Annotated in this window: 26 protein-coding genes and 1 pseudogene; 17 read left to right on the plus strand and 10 right to left on the minus strand. The window is 37.2% G+C overall.

The features are described 5' to 3' along the window. Nucleotides 1–273: 273 nt before the first annotated feature. Genes DYQ05_RS06925 through DYQ05_RS06935 form a run of 3 tightly spaced genes read left to right on the plus strand, consistent with a single transcriptional unit; the run spans nt 274 to nt 2,727 of the window. Nucleotides 274–1,176 carry a hypothetical protein gene (locus tag DYQ05_RS06925; RefSeq protein ID WP_425304538.1) on the plus strand — a complete coding sequence of 301 codons (903 nt, stop codon included), beginning with the start codon at nt 274–276 and terminating at the stop codon, nt 1,174–1,176. A 9-nt stretch (nt 1,177–1,185) separates the two neighbouring features. Further along, on the plus strand, nt 1,186–1,881 hold the full coding sequence (locus DYQ05_RS06930) for a hypothetical protein (protein WP_206183153.1): 696 nt from the start codon (nt 1,186–1,188) through the stop codon (nt 1,879–1,881). 33 nt (nt 1,882–1,914) lie between these two features. Next, on the plus strand, nt 1,915–2,727 hold the full coding sequence (locus DYQ05_RS06935) for an SPL family radical SAM protein (RefSeq protein ID WP_206183154.1): 813 nt from the start codon (nt 1,915–1,917) through the stop codon (nt 2,725–2,727). Between the two features lie 129 nt (nt 2,728–2,856). On the opposite strand, the gene DYQ05_RS13770 is transcribed toward DYQ05_RS06935, so the two are convergent. From DYQ05_RS13770 to DYQ05_RS06945, 3 genes are read right to left on the minus strand one after another with little or no spacing between them, the layout of a single operon-like run. Continuing rightward, on the minus strand, nt 2,857–3,273 hold the full coding sequence (locus tag DYQ05_RS13770; protein ID WP_252723271.1) for a tetratricopeptide repeat protein: 417 nt from the start codon (nt 3,271–3,273) through the stop codon (nt 2,857–2,859). Between the two features lie 59 nt (nt 3,274–3,332). After that, nucleotides 3,333–5,024, minus strand: coding sequence for a tetratricopeptide repeat protein (locus DYQ05_RS06940; RefSeq protein ID WP_252723272.1), 1,692 nt, complete (start codon nt 5,022–5,024; stop codon nt 3,333–3,335). Beyond that, nucleotides 5,017–5,700: a tetratricopeptide repeat protein gene (locus DYQ05_RS06945; protein ID WP_252723273.1), complete on the minus strand. Its 684-nt coding sequence runs from the start codon at nt 5,698–5,700 to the stop codon at nt 5,017–5,019. The genes DYQ05_RS06940 and DYQ05_RS06945 overlap by 8 nt, the downstream gene beginning before the upstream one ends. Nucleotides 5,701–5,792: 92 nt before the next feature. Here DYQ05_RS06945 and DYQ05_RS06950 point away from each other — a divergent pair, with 92 nt between their 5' ends. The 5 genes from DYQ05_RS06950 to DYQ05_RS06970 all read left to right on the plus strand — a co-directional run bounded on the left by DYQ05_RS06950 (nt 5,793) and on the right by DYQ05_RS06970 (nt 10,505). Continuing rightward, nucleotides 5,793–7,163 carry a tetratricopeptide repeat protein gene (locus tag DYQ05_RS06950; protein ID WP_206183155.1) on the plus strand — a complete coding sequence of 457 codons (1,371 nt, stop codon included), beginning with the start codon at nt 5,793–5,795 and terminating at the stop codon, nt 7,161–7,163. A gap of 21 nt (nt 7,164–7,184) precedes the next feature. Continuing rightward, nucleotides 7,185–7,838 (plus strand): metallophosphoesterase family protein, encoded by a 654-nt coding sequence (locus DYQ05_RS06955; protein WP_206183156.1) that lies wholly within the window; start codon nt 7,185–7,187, stop codon nt 7,836–7,838. 86 nt (nt 7,839–7,924) lie between these two features. After that, on the plus strand, nt 7,925–9,592 hold the full coding sequence (locus DYQ05_RS06960) for a GAF domain-containing SpoIIE family protein phosphatase (protein WP_206183157.1): 1,668 nt from the start codon (nt 7,925–7,927) through the stop codon (nt 9,590–9,592). Nucleotides 9,593–9,614: 22 nt separating this feature from the next. Continuing rightward, the gene (locus DYQ05_RS06965; protein WP_020965289.1) at nt 9,615–9,953 is read left to right on the plus strand and encodes an STAS domain-containing protein; all 339 of its coding nucleotides are present in this window, start codon (nt 9,615–9,617) and stop codon (nt 9,951–9,953) included. A gap of 9 nt (nt 9,954–9,962) precedes the next feature. Continuing rightward, nucleotides 9,963–10,505: an ATP-binding protein gene (locus tag DYQ05_RS06970; RefSeq protein WP_020965290.1), complete on the plus strand. Its 543-nt coding sequence runs from the start codon at nt 9,963–9,965 to the stop codon at nt 10,503–10,505. Nucleotides 10,506–10,508: 3 nt separating this feature from the next. On the opposite strand, the gene DYQ05_RS06975 is transcribed toward DYQ05_RS06970, so the two are convergent. The 4 genes from DYQ05_RS06975 to DYQ05_RS06990 are packed head-to-tail and all read right to left on the minus strand — an operon-like array spanning nt 10,509 to nt 11,956. Next, a complete protein-coding gene (locus tag DYQ05_RS06975; RefSeq protein WP_206183158.1) occupies nt 10,509–10,706 on the minus strand; it encodes a hypothetical protein in 198 nt (65 codons plus the stop codon). After that, complete coding sequence (locus DYQ05_RS06980) at nt 10,676–11,347, minus strand: hypothetical protein (RefSeq protein ID WP_206183159.1); 672 nt, start codon at nt 11,345–11,347, stop codon at nt 10,676–10,678. Before DYQ05_RS06980 ends, DYQ05_RS06975 begins: the two co-directional genes overlap by 31 nt. Further along, the gene (locus DYQ05_RS06985; RefSeq protein ID WP_206183160.1) at nt 11,328–11,552 is read right to left on the minus strand and encodes a hypothetical protein; all 225 of its coding nucleotides are present in this window, start codon (nt 11,550–11,552) and stop codon (nt 11,328–11,330) included. Before DYQ05_RS06985 ends, DYQ05_RS06980 begins: the two co-directional genes overlap by 20 nt. A 23-nt stretch (nt 11,553–11,575) precedes the next feature. Next, entirely contained in the window at nt 11,576–11,956 is a 381-nt protein-coding gene (locus DYQ05_RS06990) for a hypothetical protein (RefSeq protein WP_206183161.1), read from the minus strand. A 226-nt stretch (nt 11,957–12,182) separates the two neighbouring features. On the opposite strand from DYQ05_RS06990, the gene DYQ05_RS06995 reads away from it, so the two are divergent. The 7 genes from DYQ05_RS06995 (at nt 12,183) to DYQ05_RS07025 (ending at nt 18,243) form a co-directional block, all read left to right on the plus strand. Next, the gene (locus DYQ05_RS06995) at nt 12,183–13,562 is read left to right on the plus strand and encodes a tyrosine phenol-lyase (protein ID WP_206183162.1); all 1,380 of its coding nucleotides are present in this window, start codon (nt 12,183–12,185) and stop codon (nt 13,560–13,562) included. 208 nt (nt 13,563–13,770) lie between these two features. Next, nucleotides 13,771–14,547 carry a phosphonate ABC transporter ATP-binding protein gene (gene phnC / locus DYQ05_RS07000; protein WP_206183163.1) on the plus strand — a complete coding sequence of 259 codons (777 nt, stop codon included), beginning with the start codon at nt 13,771–13,773 and terminating at the stop codon, nt 14,545–14,547. Between the two features lie 3 nt (nt 14,548–14,550). Further along, on the plus strand, nt 14,551–15,423 hold the full coding sequence (locus DYQ05_RS07005; RefSeq protein ID WP_206183164.1) for an ABC transporter permease subunit: 873 nt from the start codon (nt 14,551–14,553) through the stop codon (nt 15,421–15,423). 1 nt (nt 15,424) lies between these two features. After that, nucleotides 15,425–16,231 carry a PhnE/PtxC family ABC transporter permease gene (locus DYQ05_RS07010; protein WP_206183165.1) on the plus strand — a complete coding sequence of 269 codons (807 nt, stop codon included), beginning with the start codon at nt 15,425–15,427 and terminating at the stop codon, nt 16,229–16,231. Between the two features lie 139 nt (nt 16,232–16,370). After that, the gene (locus tag DYQ05_RS07015; protein ID WP_206183166.1) at nt 16,371–16,988 is read left to right on the plus strand and encodes a V-type ATP synthase subunit E; all 618 of its coding nucleotides are present in this window, start codon (nt 16,371–16,373) and stop codon (nt 16,986–16,988) included. Between the two features lie 3 nt (nt 16,989–16,991). Next, on the plus strand, nt 16,992–17,546 hold the full coding sequence (locus tag DYQ05_RS07020; protein ID WP_020965298.1) for a DUF2764 family protein: 555 nt from the start codon (nt 16,992–16,994) through the stop codon (nt 17,544–17,546). A 58-nt stretch (nt 17,547–17,604) separates the two neighbouring features. After that, complete coding sequence (locus DYQ05_RS07025; protein WP_225969093.1) at nt 17,605–18,243, plus strand: YoaK family protein; 639 nt, start codon at nt 17,605–17,607, stop codon at nt 18,241–18,243. Between the two features lie 79 nt (nt 18,244–18,322). Here DYQ05_RS07025 and DYQ05_RS07030 read toward each other — a convergent pair whose 3' ends face one another. Both DYQ05_RS07030 and DYQ05_RS07035 read right to left on the minus strand, forming a co-directional pair. Further along, nucleotides 18,323–18,469, minus strand: coding sequence for a hypothetical protein (locus tag DYQ05_RS07030; protein ID WP_020965300.1), 147 nt, complete (start codon nt 18,467–18,469; stop codon nt 18,323–18,325). A gap of 9 nt (nt 18,470–18,478) precedes the next feature. Further along, nucleotides 18,479–18,964, minus strand: coding sequence for a hypothetical protein (locus DYQ05_RS07035; protein ID WP_206183167.1), 486 nt, complete (start codon nt 18,962–18,964; stop codon nt 18,479–18,481). A 320-nt stretch (nt 18,965–19,284) separates the two neighbouring features. On the opposite strand from DYQ05_RS07035, the gene DYQ05_RS07040 reads away from it, so the two are divergent. Beyond that, nucleotides 19,285–20,454: a type III PLP-dependent enzyme gene (locus tag DYQ05_RS07040; RefSeq protein ID WP_206183168.1), complete on the plus strand. Its 1,170-nt coding sequence runs from the start codon at nt 19,285–19,287 to the stop codon at nt 20,452–20,454. A gap of 18 nt (nt 20,455–20,472) precedes the next feature. Here the strand turns inward: DYQ05_RS07040 and DYQ05_RS07045 are convergent. Then, a pseudogene (locus DYQ05_RS07045) lies at nt 20,473–22,081 on the minus strand (helicase HerA-like domain-containing protein). Nucleotides 22,082–22,218: 137 nt separating this feature from the next. On the opposite strand from DYQ05_RS07045, the gene DYQ05_RS07050 reads away from it, so the two are divergent. Then, nucleotides 22,219–23,598: a tryptophanase gene (locus tag DYQ05_RS07050; RefSeq protein ID WP_029409987.1), complete on the plus strand. Its 1,380-nt coding sequence runs from the start codon at nt 22,219–22,221 to the stop codon at nt 23,596–23,598. Nucleotides 23,599–23,661: the final 63 nt, after the last annotated feature.

Below are 23,661 nucleotides of genomic sequence, written 5' to 3' on the forward strand. Positions count from 1 at the left end.
ACAGAATATAATTAAATCTTTTTCTTGTCAAGAAGAAACGAAAAGAGGTGCTGAAATTTTTACTTCCTTTACACTGACAGGTCTCTTTGGCCGTAAAAATATTGGAAGAAAACAATGAAATTTTTATACATAGTTTAAGATTTTTCCAGTTATGCCGATAATGGAAATGTAGGCTTTTTTCTACGGAGGTAATTTAAAGTGAAAAAAATTATTACGGCACTTTTTTTTATTACGCAAGCACTGATTATTTTTGCGCAAACGGAATTGCCGGCAATGCAATCGAGAACGGAGGTTTCAATACGCTTTTATGATAGAAGAGTTTATTATCCCGGTGAAAATGCCGCAGAACCGATTTTTCTTCAAGTTTCCATTACAAATAACAATGCAGAGACTTTTCGCTTTAAACTTGCAGACGACAGATCCTTTAGTATGGATTTTTCCGTAACGAATACTAAAAACCGCCAATTAAAACATACAGAAACTTGGCTTAAAAAAAGAAACACAAACCGCCAAATATATTTTAGAGAAATAAGTATAGAACCGGGAGAAACTTATTCGTTTATTGAAAACTTAAAAGATTACATCGAAATTACCGAACCCGGGATTTTTCTTTTAAGCGGAAGTTTTTTTCCGGAACTAAAACGTTATTCGGATAATTCCGAGGAACATATCAATTCAAACAGGCTCAGCTTGGAAATAAAACCCGCTCCCTCTGCGGCAGCTTTAGGAAGCCTCCCCGTATCGCAGACAACGGGAGATATTCTTCAAGCAAAACAAATTCCGCCCGATCAGGTTGTAACTTATATTTTAACTGCCCGGCAAAAATCCCTTTGGGAACAATTTTTTCTTTACCTCGATTTGGAAAAAATGATAACGCGAGATCCTTCAAGAAATAAACGATTTAAAATGGAATCGGAATCGGGAAGAATGAATATGATTGAAATATATAAACGGGAGCTTAGCCAAGAAAGAGTGGATAAAGAAATTGCCGTTATCCCTGTAGATTTTAAAATAGAACATACGGGCTATACGGAAACCTTGGCGGAAGTTAAGGTTATAGAATGGTTTGAATATCGCAACTTTAAAGAAAAAAAACGCTTTACCTACTTTTTAGCTTCGCGTGACGGTGTTTGGACGGTTTACGATTATGTAGTGGAAAATTTAGGAACCGAATAAGGATACAAAATGAAAGCAATGTTAGTTTCCGAAGCTGTCGATTTAGGCGAAAAGCTGAAGCCTATTTTTAGAAAAAACAGTTTTGAGTTAATCCATTACCGTTCTCCGGTAAAAGCTCTCGATAACATGGAAGAAATTTTACCAGATGCCGTAATTATAAACGCCATTGATTTTCCGCGTCACTGGAAGGTAATTACTCAATATATCCGGTGGGATACCGCTAAAGAAAAAATAATAATAATTCTTTTAACGAGTAACAACTTTGTAGAATCCGATGCAGATAAGGCTATAAAAATAGGCGTTCAGGGAATTATCGAAATACGGGACGGTAATTTTTCGTGTATATTTACGGAATTAAAAAAGATTTTTGCACGTTACGGCTATGCCTCAAAAAGCGGCACGGATAATGACGGCCTTGCGGAACAAGTACAATTCTTATTTACTAATCCCGTGACCGAAGTGATTATAACTGGGACCGTAAAAAACCTTACAAAAACGGGACTCTCCTTTTTACCCGATATGCCTGCAAATACCGCAGAATTAAAAGAAGGGGAAATTTTAAATCAGTGTTCTTTAAAAATAGAAAATAACGTTATTGTCCCTTCATGCAAGGTTAAATCCAATAATCAGCTTATTGAACTGAGCTTTACCGATTTAAGATTGCACGACCAAAATATCATAACATACTTTTTAAATGCACAATAAAGTTTATAAATTAATCTTATCGGAAAAAACGGAATGAATATATTCCGCGGCTGTACGCACGGCTGTATTTATTGCGATTCGCGCAGCCTATGTTACAACATGAGGCACGATTTTGAAGATATTGAAATAAAAGTAAATGCAACGGAACTGTTAAAAGAAGCCATTAAAAAAAAGAAAAAAAGCTGTATGATAGGCACGGGAAGTATGAGCGACCCGTACCTTAACTCGGAAAAAGATTTAAATATTATGCGCTCGTGTTTACAGCTGATTTACGATTACGGTTTCGGTATTTCCGTTTTAACGAAATCCGACTTAATCTTAAGGGACTTGGACCTTTTAAAAAAAATAAATAAAAAAACAAAATGTGTAGTACAAATGACCCTTACAACCTATGACGAAGCTTTGTGTAAAATAATTGAACCTAATGTATGCACTACAAAACGCAGATTTGAAGTGCTTAATATTTTAAAAGAAGAGGGGATTCCTACGGTTGTTTGGTTTACACCGATTTTACCCTTTATAAACGACACGGAAGAAAATATTACGGGTATATTGGATTATTGTATCAAAGCCGGAGTCTTCGGAATTATTTTTTTCGGTATAGGGCTTACATTAAGGGAAGGAAACCGTGAATACTTTTATAAAAATCTTGATAAGAGTTTTCCCGGCATAAAAGAAAAATATATAAAACTTTACGGCTCCTCTTATATAGTAAACTCTCCCGACAATACAAGACTTTCCAATCTGTTTTTTAAAATTTGCAGCCGAAACGGTATCGTTTGCAATAACGATGAAATTTTTAAATTTATCAATACATTTGAAGAAAAAGAAGGTTGTTTATTTTAAGCGGCTCGAGCAGTCTTATTCGAGCGGCTCGAGCAGTCTCAATGAAGTTTTTACCTGCCTGAATCCCGTTACGGGGTGCCCGTTTTTTAATAATTCAGGCATTTTATGTAATCTTATGAGTATTTAGGTTTATAGAGAGGAAAGAATTCCTTGTATCTCTTCGGCTTTTTTATAGTTGGGATTTTTGGTTAAAAGGGTTTCCAGTATTAATTTTGCGTCCGCTTTTTTATCAAGACTTACATACAGTTTACCCAATTCGTAGTAGCTGTCCCAATTTGCCGAGTCTATTTTTATAATTTGTGTGTATACGTCCGCGGCGTTTTCTTTTAAGTTTGCGGAAATATAGGCTGCCGCCAAGTTTTGTTTTGCCGTGATATTTCTGGGCTGGGCTTTTACAGCTTCTGAATAGTGCGTTATCGATTTATTAAAATCGTTTTTAAGTCCGTACAGTTTTCCCAAGTTGGTGTTTACTTCAAAGTTGCGCGGTTCCAGTTTATAGGCTTCGGCAAGATACGGTTCGGCTTCGCTTAAGTTATCACCGTCCAAATACATTCTGCCTAAGTTGATATAGGGTTTTGCATAGGCTTTGTTCGCTTCAACGGCGTTTAGGTATGATTGTTTCGCTTCTTCTTTTTTCCGTTTTTTTCAAGGGCAAGGCCGTATGTGTATAAAATGCGTGCGTCCCGACTTTTCATATTATAAGCTTTTTCCGCATTAGCAAGGGCATCCGTATTTTTTCCCAATTCTACCTGTACTGTGGCAAGGTTGTAGTAGGTTATAGCTTCGTTTTCTCCAAGGGTTAGAGCTTCTTTAAAGTGTCTTTCGGCGTTTTGGTACTGTCCGAGTTCCGCATATACTTGAGCCATTTCTCGTAAGGCTGAAAGGTTTGCAGGCTCGTAAGAAACGGTTTTTTTATAGTATTCCACAGCTTGTGAGAATTTTCTTTGCTGTTTGCTTATACGGGCAAGTTCTATAAGGGCCTTTACGTGGTCTTCTTTTAGTTTTACGGTTGCGGAAAATGCGGAATAAGCTTCGTTTTCGCTTCCGAGTTTTTTGCATGTAAGGCCGAGGTTGTAAAAGGCGGATTCAAAGTTCGGATTTGATTTTGTACTTTGTAAAAATGCGTTTTTCGCTTTTTGGTATTGTCCGCGCGCATAGTATTTTTTACCCAGTTCGTAGTTGTATAAATAGTTGTTCGGGTCCAGCGCTTGGGCTTTTTCCAGTTCCACAAGGGCGGCTTGTTCCTGTTTTTGAGTGTCTGCAATTTGGGAGTATTTGTAATGGCTTTTTGCAATTTGCCCGTCTTCGTTTACCGATTTTTTTATGTAGGAGTCGGCTTCCTGCAAGGCTGAGGCTGAATTTGCGGGTTCCGGCTCGTAGGTTGCATATTCATGCATCGCTTCGGCCATTTGGTAGTATCCGTTTGCTGCAAATTTGGAATCGTCTTTAGGCATTTGGGCGTCCGCTTGGGAAAAGGCTGTTTTCGCACCATTAAGGTCTTTGTTTTTAAGGGCGTTTTTTCCTACTTCAACTAAACGGGAAATTTCCTGTAATGAGGCTTTTTTTCGAGCGGTTTGTTCCGCAGCATCTTTTTGTTTTTGTTCTTCAAGCCGTTTTTTATCCGCCTCTTCTCTAGCCTTTGCTATGGCTGCCTCTTCTTTTCTTTTAGCTTCGGCAAGAGCTGCTTCCTCTTTGCGTTTTTTTTCGGCGTTTTCACGCTCTTTTTTTTCTTTGGCTAAACGCTCTTCTTCCGTTTTTTTGCGTTCTTTTTCTTCGGCATCGCGTTTTGCTTTTTCTTCAGCTTCTTTTTGCCGTTTTGTAATGTCGGCCTTTTTCTTTGATTCGGCTTCCGCAAGAGCTTTTTGTTCTTGTATAAGAGCCTCGTGTTTTTTACGCGCTTCTTCCGTCCGTTTTAATGCTTCTTCGACCTTTCTCTTTTTTTCGGCAGCGGCTTCTTCTTCTTTTTCTTTGGCTGAAATATTGCCTTTCCCCGCGTCCAAGCTTTTATTTACTTCTTCGGCTTGTTTTAAGCGTTCGGCTTCCAAAAGGGCTAATTCGCTTTCTCTTTCTTTTTTTGCCGCTTCCAGTTCCGCATCTATTTTCGCTCTTTTTTCTTCAAGGCGGGCAAGTTCTTCTTTTTCGGCTTCAATTTTTGCTTTGGTTTCGGAATCGAGTTCATAAGCGTAGTTTGCATTGTTTTGTTTTTTTGAACTGAATAAAAAAATTCCACCTATTATAAGCAGGGCCAGTAACACACCGCTCAAAATTCCTATTAAAAATTTCTGAAAATCAGTCAAGTTCGTTTTCCTCCGAATAATTTATAGTGTTTTCCGCTCCTGCGGAAACCGCATTTGCATCGTCTACCGATGAAAGGTTTGAATTTACTTCATTCATCAATTGTCTGTACCGTTCTTCAGCAGCACGGCGTTCCGCCTCTTCCGCAGCTTTTTTAGCTTCGGCAAGGGCTTGGGCTTTTAAAGCTTCTTCTTTTGCACTTTCCAAAAGTGCTATCATTTTTTGAATTGACGGACGCTGAACGGTATTGTGTTCCAAGTTTAAATAAATTTTATAATCTTGTAAAGCACCCTCGTGTTTATCCAGTTTGATTCTTGCGTTTGCCCTGTTTAAAAAGGAGGGGGAGTAAATACCGTTTGCCGCAATGGAATCGTTATAAGCCTGTTCCGCAGCATCGTAGCGGCTTTGCAGGAAATAAATATTTCCTATATTGTATGAGTAAAGATAGGAGTTTACCGAATCGCTTTTTCTCCCCATAGAAAGGTATGAAAGAGCTTCCGTGTATTTTCCGCAACGGAAATAGGCAACTCCCAGATATAGATAAACTGAAGGCGGAGTTCCCGGTTCTTTGCTGGCAGCAAAGAGGGCGGCAGCCGCCTGTTCGGGCTTATCGTCCGCTAATAATTTTTTACCTTCCGTAAAGTAATCAATACAGTAAACGAACGAAAAAAAGCACAAAAAAACGAAAAAACGCCGTTTTTTTCATATTTAAGCAATAAAAATGAGCTTTCATATTTGACATTCCCTCCTAAAAATTATACCATATAGATATGTCAACAGTAATTATACTTACAATTATTCTCGGCAGTATAGTGTTTTTTCTTATGCTGTTTGTTTTAAAATCTATTTTGTCTCCGAAAAAGATTTTCAAAATTCAAAAGGATCTTAAAAGCGGAAAATATTCATCTGCAATAAAAGGAGCTAAGTCTATTATCGCAAAGAACCCCAGAGATTCGGAAGCCCGCTATCTTTTGGGAAAGGCGTATCTTGCAGATAAAAAGCCTGAACTTGCTTTTATGGAATTCAAAACACTTAATAAAACGGCCGTGTTTAATAATCCCGCTACCGAAATTGAATTCAGGGACAGTATAGCAGATTTATATTTAAAATTCCAGCAGCCTGATGAGGCTTTAAATGAGTATATTCTGTTAAATAAAAAAGACCCTAAAAACCCCAAGTATTATTTTAAAGCGGGGCAGCTTTATGAAAATAAAAATATGTCGGATCAGGCCCTTATGTATTTTCAAAAAACGATAGAAATAGATTCCCGTTTTGCAGAAGCCTATGCTTCAATGGGGCTTTTGCTTTTTAAAGCAAAACAATTTCCCGAAGCGGAAAAGGCTATTGCCACAGCACTTAAGCTAGATCCTGAAAACAGCGACACTCTTTATTATCAGGGAAAGATTTTACGCGGGAAAAAGGATTATGCTCACGCTTTGGCGGCTTTTGAAAAAGCTGCCCGCAAGCAGGAAATAAGGACAAAGTGCTTTTTGGAGCGGGGGTGCTGCTATATGGAAACGGCCAGTACGGAAAAGGCCATTTTTGAATTTACCCGGGCTATAAAATCTTCAAAACAGACCTCTTCTCCCGAGGTTTTGTACTCGCGCTATCTTTTAGCCGAGTGTTATGAAAAACAGCGTGATTTCGATAAGGCGATAGAAGAATGGGAAGCCATTTCGGCCGTAAAACCGAAATTTAAAGATGTGGCTCAAAAGCTGACGGAATATTCGGACTTACGTACGAACGACAGAATGAAAGAATATTTAACTTTGGTAAAAGATGAATTTTTTCAAATGTGCCGATGTATAACCGAGCAATATTTCGATTATCCCGTACAGGCGGTAAAAGAAATTAAAATAGGTTGCAGTATTTTAGCTGTGGAAAAAGGCTCGGAACAATGGCTTAATACGCGGAAAAAACCGCAGCTTATGATTTTTTCGCGGGAAAGCGAAACCATAACGGAGCAGTTTTTGCGTTCGGTACATGAGGAAATGAAAAAGCAGGGCGTGGTAACTGCGCATATTATAACTTCTTCAGGGTTTTCGCGCGATGCGATGGCTTTCGCCGAAAACAGACCCTTCGATTTGATAGACAGACAAAAACTTGAAAAAATTGTTGAAAAAGTTAAATTTAACTTTTAAAAATATTTTAGGATAATAATGATGAAAAAGATTCTTTGCGTTGCGGATCAAATCGACCCTGTTATATACAGTAAAAATATAAAAGATAAATACGGCGATATGGATTTTATCATTGCGGCAGGAGACTTGCCTATGGAATACTTGGATTTTATTCAAGCATCTTTAGGCAAACCTCTTCTTTTTGTTTTGGGAGGGCATTATTTAAAATCTCTTACCCATTATCACCCCGAAATGGCGGAAAAAACAAAAAACGGTGAAATTAACAAGTTTAAAAAAAACAACCTTTTTAAAAGCGAAAACGGGACTTATATAGGCTTTAAAACTTTTAAACAGGATAATCTTTTAATTGCAGGGATTTCGGGAGCAAAAAAAGAAAATGACGGTAAAAATCAGTTTACTGAACGGCAAATGCGGCGGAAAATTATTGCTATGATACCACACTTACTGGTTAATAAAATAAAGTATGGGCGTTATGCGGATATTATTGTAAGTCATGCTCCTATAGCTTCGGCAAACGGATTTAAATGTTTTGAAAAATTCATTAAATTATTTAAACCTAAATATTGGCTGCACGGTAATGTCCATATTCATAATTCCAAAACACCCAGAAGTACAAATATAGAAAAAACGGAGGTTATTAACGTATATAGCAGGCATGTTTTGGAAATTTCTTAAACAAAATCGAAAAACTCAAAATTTATTATCATAATTTCAAAAACAATCTTGACCATATCGGCTATAGATGATAAAATCAAACAAAGATGAAGACTATCGATTCATTAAATAATTACACATTTATTGCCGTCTTATGTTTTGCAGCCTTTATTGTTATATGGCTTATTATTACAGCTAAAAAAAATAAAACGGCTTCTTATATGGCCTTTATAAGAGCGGCTCTTTTTCCGTTGCTTTTTATTGTTTTATTCAGGCTGCTGTCGGCAATTTTAAAAATCTCTTTAGTTTCGGATTTGGGGTTTTTGCTTGCAGGTATAAGTTTTATACTCTATTTCCGCTATGCCTGTAAATTGTATTTTAAGGAACAGGCTGAAGTCTATGAAAAAGAAAGGCAAAATGAGGCTTATATAACTAAATTAAAAAACAGCCCTGTAGAAGAATCGAAACAGGCTGAAAAACTTTTGCATACAAGCAGGATTTTGTTAAACCGTACTTCAGGAATGATTACCGGGAAAAAAGATATTTCTTCCGAAATGTATGAAAACATAGTAAAAGTTTTTTTAGAACAGTTGGGTGCCGACGGAGCGGTTATTTTAATTGCGGACAGCCTGGAACAAACCCTTGCAGTTAAAGCTATAAAGGGAAAGTTCCCGCCGCCTTATAAACTGCCTGGAGATGTGGTTCATAAAGAGGACCATGTTGTTACGAATTTTAAATATGCCCAATTTAAACTTGATGAATCCGTTTTCGGCGAAGTCCTTATGCAGGGCAATATGAGGCTTATAAAAACCGGCGAAGGAAAAAACATTTTGCCCGATAACGGCGAAGAGCCGTTTCTGCAATACGGAAGTTTAATGTTTTTTCCGCTTATAGCAAACAACAGGGCTGTAGGAGTTGTTGCAGTATCGCGTTCGCCGGGAAGTCAGTCTTTTGAAGAGTCGGATTCAAAAATCGGTGAAAACCTTGCCGCTTATACCGCCGAAATCGTTAATTTGACGATTACGCTTAATGAAGCGAACGAATCGGCCGAAATTGAAAATATAACCGAAACGGCGGCGGAAATTCAGTCAATACTTTTGCCTAAGAATTTAAGAAAGATACAGCAGCTGGATATCGGAGAGCATTTTGTACAGGTTAAGGGTATTTGCAGCGACTATTACGATGTAATAACGAAGGGTAATAAAACATTTATTATTACTGCTGATGTTGCGGGAAAAAGCGTACATTCGGCGATTATTATGGTTATGCTCAGGTCTATTTTATATCTTGTTACAAGTGCGAAAAATTCTACGGAATTTATTTTGGATACTCTTAATAAGGGTATTACCGGTAAAATTGAAATAGACCATTTTGCAAGCGTATCCATTTTGTGCTATGAAGAAGGTAACGATACTCTTGAGTTTATAGGTGCGGGAAATCAAGCTTTAATGTTGTGGAAAAATCAGGCAAATAAAATAGAGCTGTTTAAGCAGAATACCGACCCTATAGGTGTAGATATGAATTCGAGCTACAAAAGCAAAACTATTTCTTTTGAACGAGGCGATATCGCGGCTCTGTATACAGACGGAATGGTTGAAACGGTTAATTCTTTGGGCGAACAATACGGAATACGCAGGTTGGCGTCCGTTATTGCGGCAAATACATCGGAAAAGTCCAAAGATATTGCCGCAAATGTAAAAAAAGATATGGAATCGTTTATGGGAAAAACAAAAGCTCATGATGACCAAACCTTGTTGATTATTAAGACTAGATAATGATGCTATTAAGGAGACTGATATGGAGTTAAAAATCCGAAAAAACAAAGAAGTTTACATTGTTGACGTAAGCGGTGAGATGGATTTATACAATTCGTATAGGCTAAAAGAACTCGTCATGAAAATGATAGAGCGTCAAATTAAATGTATGGTAATTAACCTTGAAGAAGTGGATTATATCGATTCTTCGGGAATAGGAGCGTTGATTTACATCTGTTCAACGGTAAAAAAGATGAATCTAAAACTTTATATTACCAATATTCACGGTTCGGTAAAAAAAGTTATAGAACTTACAAAACTTATGGGCTATTTTCCTATTACCAACAGTTTGGAAGAAGCCTTACAAAAACTTGAAGACTAGGAGGCAGGTATGGATTTAATAAAAGAACTTAAAGTTGATGAGGCTAGTCCCTTATTCGATAAAACGGGGATGCTTTATAAAGAATTTCCATCGGATTTTAGACAAATCAGATATTTTACCCTTTTAATAGTGCAGTCCGCCCCCCTGGAAATTAAAGGTATAAACCTTTTGGAGCAGCAAATAAGCGAAGTTATTAAAAATGCCGTAAAACACGGTAATAAATGTAACCTTGCGAAAAAAGTTAAAGTGTGGTACGATTTCAGCTCCACGCATGCTCATCTAATTGTTGAAGATGAAGGAGCCGGTTTTAAAGAAATAGATAAATGGAACGAGTTTAACAGAAAGCGCTTGGAATGTCTTCATAAACAGGATTTTACCAATTTAGCTGATTATGTATCATTTAGAACAAAAAATAGCGATGAACATGACGGCGGAAACGCTCTTTTTGCCGCTTTAGAATATTGGGACGGCGGCTTTGTCTTTAATAATAAAAAAAATGCCGTTGCAATGCTTAAAAAATATCCGCAAAAAAAACACGGTATCTTGGTATAAATTCTATTTTCCGTATTTGGAAAAATATGTATTTTCGTATAAAAACCGTTTATCTTCTTCTTGGATACCGTCTATTGCAAGACAGGTTATGGAGTATTCCTTTTTATAAAAAATACCTTTTAAAGGGTATTCAAATAAAAAATAAGACAGGAATTTTATTTGTCTTCTGCCTAAGCGGATTTCAGTACGTGCCGACTGCATAGAAGAAATCCTCTTGGTGTTTTGTGTCGTACTAAAAATAAGCATGTAGCTGCCGTCCGAAAAACAAGGGAGGGTTCGTGTTTAGGCCGCTTTCCCTTTTTGTCTATTTCATATACTCTTTCCGTTAAAGCGGGGGGAAGGTCGTCCTTAGGTAATTCCGCAGCTGAAAAAAAACTCTCCGTAAAAAGTAAAAAATCTTCATATTCTTCTTTACGGGATAAATCGTTTTTTAAAGAATCGGATAAATTTTCAGCGTTCAATTTTAAAGGAAAATCAGGTGAAATATCGGCACTGAATTTTCCGCCCCCTGAATTGGTAAGTGTAATAACTCCGGTTTCGTTTTTTTCGATAAAGTCATATTTGTATAATACGGAAGAAAATTTAAAAAAAGAAAATTCTTTTTGTATATTTATTTTACCCGTAAAATAAAGAGGCCGTTTTTTATGAGTAAAAAGAACTTTTACTTCTCCTGCGGCTTCTCCTGTTTTATTTACAAAAAAAATACAGGAGTTTTTTATTTTATATTGCATCTTATTTAACCGCAAAAGTCCGTTTGAGTGTAAAATTGTAATAACGGGTTTTTCTTCTAAAAAAGATTTAAAAATATATTCGCTTTCAATTCTATTCAATTGAGCCGGCATCAGTATCTCCGATAATATCGAACGAATCAAGCTGCCATTTTTCGTTTAAAAAAACGGCTCCTATTTCCAACATAGTGTAAAACTTTTTTTCACCTTTTATATTACATCTGAATTTTGCAATCATTATTCCTTCATCATTATATTCAGGACGTGAGTAAAAAATTGAAGAAATCTCTTTTAATAATTTTAACTTATAATTTATCATAAACGGTAAAAAAACTTTTCCTTTTACGCAAATGTCTTCTTTAATTTGTTTTTCTTAATTTGAATCGTAAGCGAATTGAAAAAAGAAATAAGGGAAGGATCAATTCCTGAATAATCGAGAACTCCTAACCCTTCAAGAGAAGGAAAGATGCTTTCAGTTAAGTCCGTATCGCCGTATTTGTAAAGGGTATCGGTTTTTAAGTCTTTTACTTGAAAAGGCTCCGGTAAAGGCTCCTTTAAAATAGTTTCGGATTCCGTCCAGCTGAGCGCGGAAAAATATTGTTCGGACCTTTTTAAAACGGTTTCACCTCCGTTTCCTTTTCCGGAAATTGCAGGTTTACATGAAAAAAATAAAAAAAGAGAAAGGAGAAAAATCGATATTGAAAAATGAAATTTTACTTTCATAATAAGAATTATAACATATATTCCGTAAGTAAGACAAGGGATTGTTTTTAGTAGGTGCGATTTTTTCAGGTTTAAATTTGCCGTTCTTCGGCTTTGTTTGTAAGACTTGCCGAAAAATCGTCAATCGGGTGTTGATTTTGCAGTTCTAGACAAACCCTCGTATTTTGTGTTATAGTATCTTACAATGTAGAACTTTCCTGTGATTACACAGATTAGGAGGAATTTTATGGATATTAAAAATTATCCTGCGGAACCTTTTAGAATTAAGGTTGTAGAAACAGTTAACATGATTGACCGCTCTCAGCGCGAAAAAGTCGCTAAGGAAGCCGGTTATAACACCTTTCTTATTAACTCGGAAGATGTGTATATCGACCTTCTTACCGATTCAGGTACGAATGCCATGAGCGACAAGCAGTGGGCGGGCATTATGATAGGTGATGAAGCCTATGCCGGAAGCCGAAATTTTCATCATCTTGAACAAACCGTCAGAGAAATTTTCGGTTTTAAACATCTTGTTCCGACTCATCAGGGGCGAGGAGCGGAAAACCTTCTTTCAAGGATTGCAATAAAACCGGGCCAATATGTTCCTGGCAATATGTACTTTACCACAACACGTTATCACCAGGAAGCAAACGGCGGTATCTTCGTAGATATTATTAAAGATGTTGCCCACGATGCGGGAAAAAACGTTCCTTTTAAAGGTGATATAGATCTTGAAAAACTTGAAAAACTTATCAATGAAAAAGGTGCTGAAAATATAGCTTATGTATGTTTGGCGGTTACCGTAAACCTTGCAGGCGGACAGCCCGTTTCTATGAAAAATATGAGGGAAGTAAGAGAACTCACTGAAAAACACGGCATTAAGGTTTTCTTCGACGCAACCCGCTGCGTTGAAAACGCTTATTTTATTAAAGAGCAAGAAGCAGGCTATGCCGACAAAACCATAAAAGAAATCGTCCGTGAAATGTTCAGCTATGCCGACGGTTGTACTATGAGCGGAAAAAAAGACTGTATAGTAAACATCGGAGGTTTTCTCTGTATGAATGACGATGAGCTTTTTCAGGCAGCAAAGGAATTGGTTGTAGTTTTTGAAGGTATGCCATCATACGGCGGTATGGCGGGCCGTGATATGGAAGCTATGGCTATAGGTTTAAAAGAATCTTTACAGTTGGAATACATAGAGCACCGTGTTAAGCAGGTGCGCTATTTAGGTGAAAAACTTTTGGAAGCAGGTGTTCCTATTATTGAACCGGTGGGAGGACATGCCGTATTCCTTGATGCGCGTCGCTTTTGCCCGCATTTGGACCAAATGCAGTTTCCCGCCCAAGCCTTGGCAGCGGAACTTTACATTGAATCGGGAGTGCGTAGTATGGAACGCGGTATAGTTTCAGCGGGGCGCGACCCGAAAACACGGGAAAACCATATTCCGAAACTTGAAACCGTCCGCTTAACTATTCCGCGCCGTGTTTATACGTATAAACATATGGATATTGTAGCCGATTCGGTTATCAAATTGTTTAAACATAAAGAAGATATAAAAGGCTTAAAGTTCATTTACGAACCCAGGCAGTTACGTTTTTTTACCGCAAGATTTGAACATATTTAGCGGAAAATTGAATATGCCGTAAAAAGCCTTTTAAGAGAATTCTTAAAAGGCTTTTTAAATTTTTAAAATTCGGTAATTGTTTATTTATGCTGATGGTTTAATCCGTTCCGGGCTGAAAACGATACACCGACTCTCTTAGGGCGAGGTTATTGATTAAAATAAGCGATTTTTATAAATTTTTAATATCGATTTTCATGGAGGCTTTTTTTTGATTTTAGAGTTTAAAAATGTTTGCAAAACATACCGTTCAGGTTCCGAAGCATTAAAAAATATTTCTTTTACCGTAAATGAGGGTGAAACCCTTGCGGTAATAGGAGCGTCCGGAGCGGGAAAATCAACTATGCTCAGGTGTATTAACCGTTTAATCGATTTTGAGCAGGGGAAAATTATATTCGACGGTAAAAGCGTAAAAGAGGCTTCAAAAAAAAACTTAAAACAAATAAGAGCAAATATAGGAATGATTTTTCAAAATTATAATTTAGTGGAGCGTCTTAATGCGATAGAAAATGTTTTGCACGGCTGTTTGGGTTCAATTCCTTCATACCGAGGAGCATTAGGGTTTTACAGCGAAAAAGAAAAAGAAAAAGCTTTTTCGCTTTTAGAGGCCGTCGGTATGGAAGAGTATGCTTATCAACGGTGCAGCGAATTATCTGGCGGTCAAAAACAACGTATAGGAATTGCAAGGGCCTTAATGCAGGAACCTAAACTCCTTCTTTGCGATGAACCTATAGCATCTCTTGACCCTCAATCTTCGGAAATTGTTTTGGATTATATAAAAAATTTTTCGGTAAATAAAAATCTTGCATGTATTATAAATTTACATCAAATTGATTTTGCAAAAAAGTATGCAGACAGAGTTATTGCCATGCGCAGTGGAAAAATTATTTTTAACGATAAACCTGAAAAACTTACGGGAGAAATATTGCATGAAGAAATTTTTAACCGTTTAAACGGCAACGGTACAAATAAAAACGGGAAAAAATAATTTATGAAATTCGATTTAAAAGCAAACAAAGAACATAAAAAAATTTCTTTTTATAATAATAAAATAGATTTAAACTCTTCATCGATTTTAAAAAAACGGAATTTCTTTTTAATAAAAAAAATAAAAGCCGGCTTAATTATAATTTTGTTTTTTTTAATTTATAATGCGGCTTCTTATATTACGGGCTTTAAAAACATCTCGATAATTTTCAAATTGCCGTTAGGCTTTATATGGCTTTTAAAAAATTTTATTCCCGATCCCGCCTGTTTAAAATACCTTCCTGCAATTTTAAAAAGTTTCGGCGAAACTTGTGCAATTGCAGTTGCAGCAAGTACGACAGCAGGTTTTTTAGCCTTCGGTTTAGCTGTGTTGGGCTGCGAAACTACAGGCATAAATAAATTTTTTAAACTCGGTTTAACCTTATCGGCTTCATTTTTTAGAAATATTCCATTGGTAGCTTGGGCTATGCTTCTTTTGTTTTCGTTTAAACAAAACAATTTTACCGGATTTGCCGCTCTTTTAATCGTTACCTTCGGGCATTTACTGCGAGCTTTTAAAGAAATGATAGACGAAACTTCCTCGGAATCTTTTGAAGCCCTGCGTGCCGTAGGCTCTTCATATATTTCCGCAGTATTTCAAGGGGTTTTACCTAATGCCGCACCGGCTCTTGTTTCGTGGCTTTTATATACAATCGAAAATAACGTTCGAGATTCCGCCCTAATAGGAATATTGACGGGAACGGGAATAGGTTTTTTATTTAATTTTTATTTTAAAAGTTTTAGGTATAACAGTGCGGGTTTAATAATTCTTGTGCTGGTAATTGCAGTCTTACTTATCGATATCGTTTCAAACAGGATACGGAAAGGACTTTTGTAGAATGAAAGGAAGAACAGTTTTAAGGAAATTTTCAAAAGAAAGATTTTTAGTAAAAACCGTTTTATGTTTACTTACGGTTATAACAGTAATAACGTTAATAAAAATAGAAATACCAGCGGACGGAATAAAAAAATCTTTTGAATATTTTTTTAATTATGCGGGAAAAATGTTTTTTCATGCGGGACTTTCAAACTCTTATTCCGTAAGTGAATTATTTTCTTCGCTCTTTGTAAGTGTGGCTCTTGCACTTCTTACAACCTTAATAGGAGTTATATTTGCCTTTATTCTTGGCATCGCTTCTTCCGAAAACCTTTCTCATAAAGCGGTTGTAAAATGTATACGCAGTTTAATGTCCTTTGTGCGTGCCGTTCCGACTATAATTTGGGTTTTGGTTTTTTCCGTAGTTGCAGGACTTGGGGCTGAAGCTGCAATTTTGGGAATGAGTTTTCACAGCACTGCCTACTTGGTTAAAGGCTTTTCCGAAAGTTTTGAACAAATAGATAAAAAGACAGTTGAAGCCTTAAAGGCTTGTGGAGCGGGGTACATAGAAATAATTACACAAGCCGTATTGCCTTCTTCAGTAACAAGTTTAATTTCGTGGAGCTTTTTCCGTTTTGAAATTAACTTCGGAAATGCCGTCGCAGTTGGAGCGGCTGCCGGAGCGGGGGGAATAGGTTATGAATTATTTATGGCAGGCAGTTTAAAATTCAATTTAGGCGAAGTAGGTTTTATTTCGTATATGATTTTTGTTACCGCAATTATTTTAGAGTTATGCTCTATGTATATTAAAAAAAAGTTAAAACAATAATAAACATTAAACTCCTTATATTTTTAGAGATTTTCAATAAAATCGTAAAATACAGAAAAAATTGCTGATTTAAATCTTGATAAGAATTTATTTTTCTGCTATAATAACGGTAGTAATATTTTTTAAGGAGAACTAATCTATGGAAGTTCAATTGCAAGAGCTTATCGCTAAAATAAAAAAAGACGGCATTTCCGCCGCTGAAGAACAGGCGGCCGCTGTTATACAGGCTGCTGAAGAAAAGGCAAAGTCTATTATTGCAGATGCAGAAAATGAGGCTCAAACTGCCGTAAAAAAGGCAGAAGCCGAAGCGGAGCGGTTCCGAAAAGCTGCGGAATCTTCCATTGAACAGGCAGGAAGAAATACCCTTATTTCTTTCAGACAGGGAGTTTTGCGCGAGCTTGAAGCAATAATCGGCTCCGAAACGGCCAAGTCTTATAATGCGGAAGTCTTAAAAACCTTAATTCCGGAAACAGTAAAACTTTGGGTAAAAAACAACAATACGGAAGACTTATCGGTTATTTTATCACCTCAGGATTTAAAAAACCTCGAAAATTCATTACATTTCGCACTGAAAGATGTTATTTCAAAGGGTGTGGAAATAAAAGCGGATGGTAAAATGTCGGGAGGATTCAGAATAGGAACAAAGGACGGAGCCGCATACTATGATTTTTCGGCGGAAGCCGTGGCCGCACTCTTTGCCTCGTATTTAAGTCCGAAAACGTCCGAAATTTTAAAAAAAGCGGCAAAGGAGCTTTAAAAAGTGGCTTCTTATTATTATTTAACGGCACAGCTGCCTTCAATTCAAGCTTCTTCGCAGGCGCCTATGAGTTTTAAGGCTTTTAAAGAATTGGCTTTGCGTTTTTTAACCGAAAAAGATGCCGCAATATTAAATAAGCTGTCGTTGGAGCCTCCCCGTTCGGAAGAAAAAACGGGTTCCGCCTTTTTGGATAACTGGTACGGTTTTGAGCGTTCTTTAAGATTGGCCCTTGAACAGGCTCGAGCTTTAAAGTTAAAGTGGGAAAGCAGTATTTCTTATGAAGAGCGGCTTACTTTATCGGGAGCTTTTTCTCCTATGCAATCGGCCAGAGCCGCCGTTGCAATGCAAAATCCTTTGGAAGCGGAAAATTTTTTGGATAATGTAAGGTTTCAAGCCGCCGATACGGTAAGAGGTTCCGACGGTTTTTCTTCCGATGCCGTATTTTCCTATGCGATAAAACTTCTTTTGCGGGAGAGAGCTTCAAAATTCGATATGGAGCGGGGAAGGGAAGAGTATTCTCATCTTTATCATGAAATTCTCGGGGAAAAGAGAATTTAAAGAGATTAAAAACGGAATATTCGATTAAATTTTAAAAAAGCCCGTAATGGAAGTGCCCGTGCAGATAAGGTCTTTTGCTCTTAAAATATGGATTATCCTTTTAACCTTTATTGCAGGGTTTGTAAATGCTTCGGCGGTGCGCCTTTTTGCTTCTCCTATAAGTCATCATACGGGCAATGTTACGGGGATTGCGGTTTCCGTTACGGACGGGGCTTTCGGTTTTACCGTTAAAACGGCCGCTTCCGTTGCAGCCTTCTTTTTAGGAGCCTTTATTTCAGGCTTAATGTTTTATCAAAGAAAATTTACATTAAAAAAGCGCTACGGAATTTTTTTAATGTTTTTTTCGTCGGGGTTTTTTGCCGTTTCGGTTTTTACTTTTTCTAAAATTACTTCACTTTTTATTCTTGCCCTTATTCTCGGAATGCAAAACGGAATGTTTATTTTTTACGGCGATGTGCTTGTACGCACTACCCATATTACGGGCTATCTTACGGACGCGGCTTTTGCACTTGCAATGGCTTTAAGAGGCGATAAGTCCAAATTAAAACTTGCCGCTTTTTATCTTATCAATATTTTTTGTTTTTTATCTGGCGGAATTTTTTCAGGTGTTATAAAGGAGAGTTTTCTTTTGCAGATTTGCGGTATTATGTATTTATTTGCCGGAGTGTATTATTTTATTTTGCGTAAAAAAGGATAAACTTTATAAAACTGCTGTTTAATTTGACGGTTTATGCGAGGGTTATGGCGGAACTTTTACCTCGCATAAACCTGTTTTTTTATTTTCCTTTATTATTGGGATTTAACTGTTGACCGCGGTTTCCCTGATTTTTATCATATTGGATATTTGTACCGCTTGTCCCCTTATTGGGGTTTTGCATATTGGACGCATTATCCGAAGGTTTAACGGGTTTATTTTTACTCATATTGCTTCCCTAATTTGAAAACTCAATGGTAAAGTAGTTCTTTCCGGGTTCCTTTTTTATCTTAAAGGTGCCTCCCGTGTACTGGTCTTTTGAATCGCTGTAAAAGGTTTTATATCCGCTGGTACCGTTGCTATCGGTTACTGCTATTCTGAATACAGGGTAATAGTCCTTTGTTTTTTTTGATGTTTTCCCCGAGGTTACGACATCTTTAACCGTAATACTTTTTTCTCCTTTAGGTACTTCGGTTTTTAAAACCGTGGGAAAGTCAATCTCAGATTTAAATCCTTCTGTAATACTGGAGGATATTATTCCACCTTTGACGTCCTTAGATTCTCCCTTTATTTCTACATAGCAAGATTCACGGGTTTCGTTTTTAAATTTGAGAGTAATGTTTTCTTTTGTATATGTAGCCTCTTCATATTTATCGGGGCAGCCCGTAAACAAAACCGCACTTACCAAGACCAACACGCCTGCAATTAAAATTGTTTTTTTCATTTTATTCCTTCCTTATCTTGTGTTTTAAACGCAAGATTTTCAAGTTTTAAACGGTTTTTTACAAAATCAGGTTCCGCCTGTCAGCTTTTAAAAAAGCAAGACCTCAAAATATGTAAATTTCCGTTTATGGCTTTAACTTTTACCCCCCCCCCCCCCCCCCTATTTTTGTCAAGCCCCTTGACATAGAATTTTCATTTTTTTACTGAATTTTTATATTTTTTTAATCTAAAAAAAATTAAGTTTTTCCCTTAAAAAGTATTGACAGTTTCTTAAAATAGCTTTATAAAGGGAGTTATTATTATTTTTTTCGGAGGACGGCTATGGATAGACGGGATTATATCAGCGATTCTGAATGGAAGCATTTTATGAACTTTTCAAAGAATCTTGAAACTCCCTGCGTTGTTGTTAATCTAAAAACAATTAAAAAAAATTATTTAAAGCTGAAGGATAATTTTCCGTATGCTGATGTTTATTATGCAATTAAGGCAAATCCGCATGATAAGATTATTTCTATGCTTTATGGATTGGGTTCGAATTTCGATATAGCTTCGAGATACGAATTGGATAAAGTTTTGCGTTTAGGCGTAACCCCGGACAGGGTTAGCTATGGAAATACCATAAAAAAAGCTAAAGATATTGCGTACTTTTATGAAAAGGGCGTAAGAATGTTTGCTACGGACAGTAAAGACGATTTAAAAAATATAGCTCAGTATGCTCCCGGCTCAAGAGTTTATGTACGTATCTTGGTTGAAAACACAACAAGCGCCGATTGGCCTCTATCCAGAAAATTCGGCTGCCACCCCGATATGGCGTATGATTTGTGTATTCAGGCAAGGGATTCCGGGCTTATTCCTTACGGAATTTCTTTTCACGTGGGAAGCCAACAGCGCGATATCGGTCAATGGAATGATGCTCTTGCAAAAACAAAGTATCTTATTGCTTCTCTTGAAGAAGAGGAGGATATTAAACTTGAGATGATTAATATGGGAGGAGGGTTTCCCGCTTCTTATGTTACTCCCGCAAACGATTTGGGCGATTATGCTTCCGAAATTACGCGCTATTTAGAAGACGATTTCGGCGAAGACAGTCCTAGAATTATTTTGGAACCGGGGCGTTCTTTAGTAGGTGACAGCGGAATTCTTATTACCGAAGTTGTTATGATTTCAAGAAAAAACAATACCGCCTTATTCCGCTGGGTTTATTTAGATACGGGGCTTTTTAATGGACTTATTGAAACCTTAAATGAATCTTTAAAGTATCCTATAGTTACCGATAAAGATGAGGATTGTAAAAAACGCGGAGATGTTGTTCTTGCAGGTCCTACTTGCGACAGCATGGATATTATGTATGAAGATTATAAATACAGTCTGCCTACAACGTTAAAACCGGGTGACAGGGTTTACTTTTTAACTACAGGAGCTTATACTTCAAGTTATGCATCTGTAGAGTTTAACGGTTTTCCTCCTATTAAAACTTACATAATGGAATAAGTTTTATTTTTAGAAAAATTAAAAAATGGCGCCCTCAACTCTTAAGGATTTGAGGGTGAAAGTTTTGTTGTTATTTAAGCATTTTTTTAGCGATCCGAAAATACCGCGCGTAATTTCCCTTCCTACCGAGCGGGTCATACTGTCTATTAAGACTTTCCCCAAACGGTTCGCCGTGCTTTGATATTTACGTTTCGCGGCTTCTTCCGCTTTTTGTCTTGCGGTTTCGGCACGGAGTTTTGCCGTTTCGGCTTTAATCAAAGCGGTTTCTTCTTTTATTTTTGCGGCTTCATCTTTTTTAAGCTCTTTTAAGCGTATTTCTTCTTCCCGATTGCTTTCTTTATTTTCAGCTTTTTCCGTAAACTGTTGAGTTAAAATTTCGTATGCGGATTTTCTGTCTATGCTTTCTTTATATTTATAGAAAAAAAGGAGATTCTTCCACTATGATTTTTATTTTAGCTTCATCAACCGTTCCTATTTTACTGTGAGGCGGTGCAATAAGCACTCTTTGCGTTATTGAGGGGCTTCCGTCTTCCTGTAAGACCGAAACCAGGGCTTCTCCGGTTTTAAGCTGTGTAATAACTTCCGCCGTATTAAAGGACGGGTTTATGCGGAAGGTTTCGGCTGCAAGGCGTACGGCTTTTTGTTCCTTAGGTGTAAACGCCCTAAGTGCATGCTGAATTTTATTTCCGAGTTGTCCTAAGATATTTTCAGGGATATCATCGGGGCTTTGAGTTACAAAAAATACGGAAACTCCTTTGGACCGTATAAGTCTTATCATTTGTTCAATCTTTTGGGTTAATATTTTTGAGCCCTCGCTGAACAGTAAATGCGCTTCGTCAAAAAAGAAAACTATTTTCGGCTTTTCCGCATCTCCCGTTTCAGGCAGCATTTCATAAAGCTCCGATAAAAACCAAAGTAAAAATGCGGAATATAAATTAGGCTTTTGATAAAGCTTAACCGCATGAAGAATATTTATAAAACCGTTTCCTTCAATGTCGGTTTTAAAAAAATCATTTATGTCCAAAGCAGGTTCACCGAAAAAGTTTTCGGCTCCTTCATTTTCCAAAATCAAAAGAGCTCTTTGAATAGCTCCTATTGAAGTATCCGAAATATTACCGTAATTCAGTTTCAGTTCCCCTTTGTTTTCCCCGATATAATGAAGAACGGCTTTTAAATCTTTTAAGTCTAAAAGCAATAAACCTTCTTCATCTGCAACGCGGAAGGCTATGTTTAAGACGCCTTCCTGTATTTCGTTTAAGCCTAAAAGTCTTGAAAGAAGAAGCGGCCCCATTTCGGAAACTGTCGTACGTATTTGATGACCCGTTTCATTTAAGATACTCCATACTCTTATCGGGTAAGTTCGGAATTGAAAATTATTCAGTTTTAAAAGGCTGAGCCTTTCCTGTAATTTAACGCTTGACTCTCCTTTTTCCGCAAAACTTAAAAGGTCTCCTTTTATATCCGGTAAAAAAACGGGAATACCTAAACTGCTGAAGGCTTCGGCAATTACTTTTAATGTAACGGTTTTTCCCGTTCCCGTTGCACCGGCTATAAGAGCATGTCTGTTTGCTTTTGAAGGTAAAAGTTCTACGGCCGTTTCGCCGCGTCCAAGAAAAATATTCGGCATAAAAGCTCCTTTAATTGTTTATACCAATCGTATCATAATCGGTTAATACGTGCAAGCTCTTTTTTTTAAATATAGACTTTTATTTAATTTTCCTGTATTATACGTAAGTATTAAAAATTAACTCTTTGGAGGAATTTATGAGTAAGTATGTTGCGGAGCCTTTTCGGATTAAAATGGTTGAAACCATTAAGATGACAACCAGAAAACAGCGCGAAAAGCTGATAAAAGAAGCGCATTATAATGTGTTTAATTTAAAAGGAGAAGATGTTTATATCGACCTTTTAACCGATTCGGGTACAAATGCGATGAGCGATGAACAATGGGCGGGCGTAATGCGCGGCGATGAGGCTTATGCCGGAGCGGACAGCTATTTTAAGCTCTTAAAAGCCGGACAGGATATTTTCGGTTACGAATTTATTCAGCCCGTACATCAGGGGCGCGCCGCGGAAAAGGTAATGTTTCCGCTTCTTTTAGGAAAAGGAAAAGTTGCAATTTCCAATATGTTTTTCGATACTACAAGAGCCCATGTAGAAATTGCGGGGGCAAGAGCAATCGACTGCGTTGTAGAAGAAGCTAAAAATCCTTCGGTAAGAGCTCCGTTTAAGGGAAATATGGACGTAGCAAAGTTGGAAGAGCTTATTAAAAAATACGGTAAGGAAAAAGTCGGACTTATTGTTATGACCATTACAAACAACTCCGCAGGAGGACAGCCCGTTTCTATGGAAAATATGAAACGGGTTTCGGAAGTGGCAAAAAAATACGGTATACCTCTTAACATAGATGCAGCCCGCTTTGCCGAAAATGCATACTTTATAAAAATGCGTGAAGATAAATATAAAAAATCTTCCATTAAGTCGATTATAAAAGAAATGTTTTCCTATGCCGATTCCTTTACAATGAGTGCAAAAAAAGATGCTATAGTAAATATGGGCGGTTTAATCGGAATTAAAAAGGACGCTGAGCTTTATCAAAGAATAAAGGGTAATTGTATTTCTTTTGAAGGTTTTATTACTTACGGAGGGCTTTCCGGGCGCGACCTTGAAGCCTTGGCTATAGGTTTGTATGAAGGCTTGGACGAAGATTATCTTAAATACAGAAACGGGCAAATGGAGTATTTTGCAAGTCTTTTAGATGAATCTGAAATTGCATATCAAGCTCCGGTAGGCGGACACGGAGTTTTTGTAGATGCACAGGCAATGCTTCCGCATTTAAAATATACCGACTTTCCGGGTCAGGCCTTGGCAATAGAGTTATATCTTGAAGCTGGTATCAGAACTTGCGATATAGGTTCTTATATGCTTGGAAACAACCCCGATACGGGAAAACAGTTAAAAGCCGATTTTGAGTTTACGCGCTTTGCAATTCCGCGCCGCGTGTATACCCAATCGCATATCGATATTATGGCTGAAGCTCTGATAAATATTAAAAAGCATGCGGATAAAGTTCCCGGTTATAAAATAATTTGGGAGCCGCCGATTTTAAGGCACTTCCAAGCTCATTTGGAGCCTAAACAATAGTTTGGGCATTATAAGCTTATTTTAAGCGGCGGAAATATCGCCCGCTTAAAAGTGAAGGGAAAT

Source organism: Treponema pedis (assembly GCF_017161325.1).
Taxonomy (GTDB): domain Bacteria; phylum Spirochaetota; class Spirochaetia; order Treponematales; family Treponemataceae; genus Treponema_B; species Treponema_B pedis.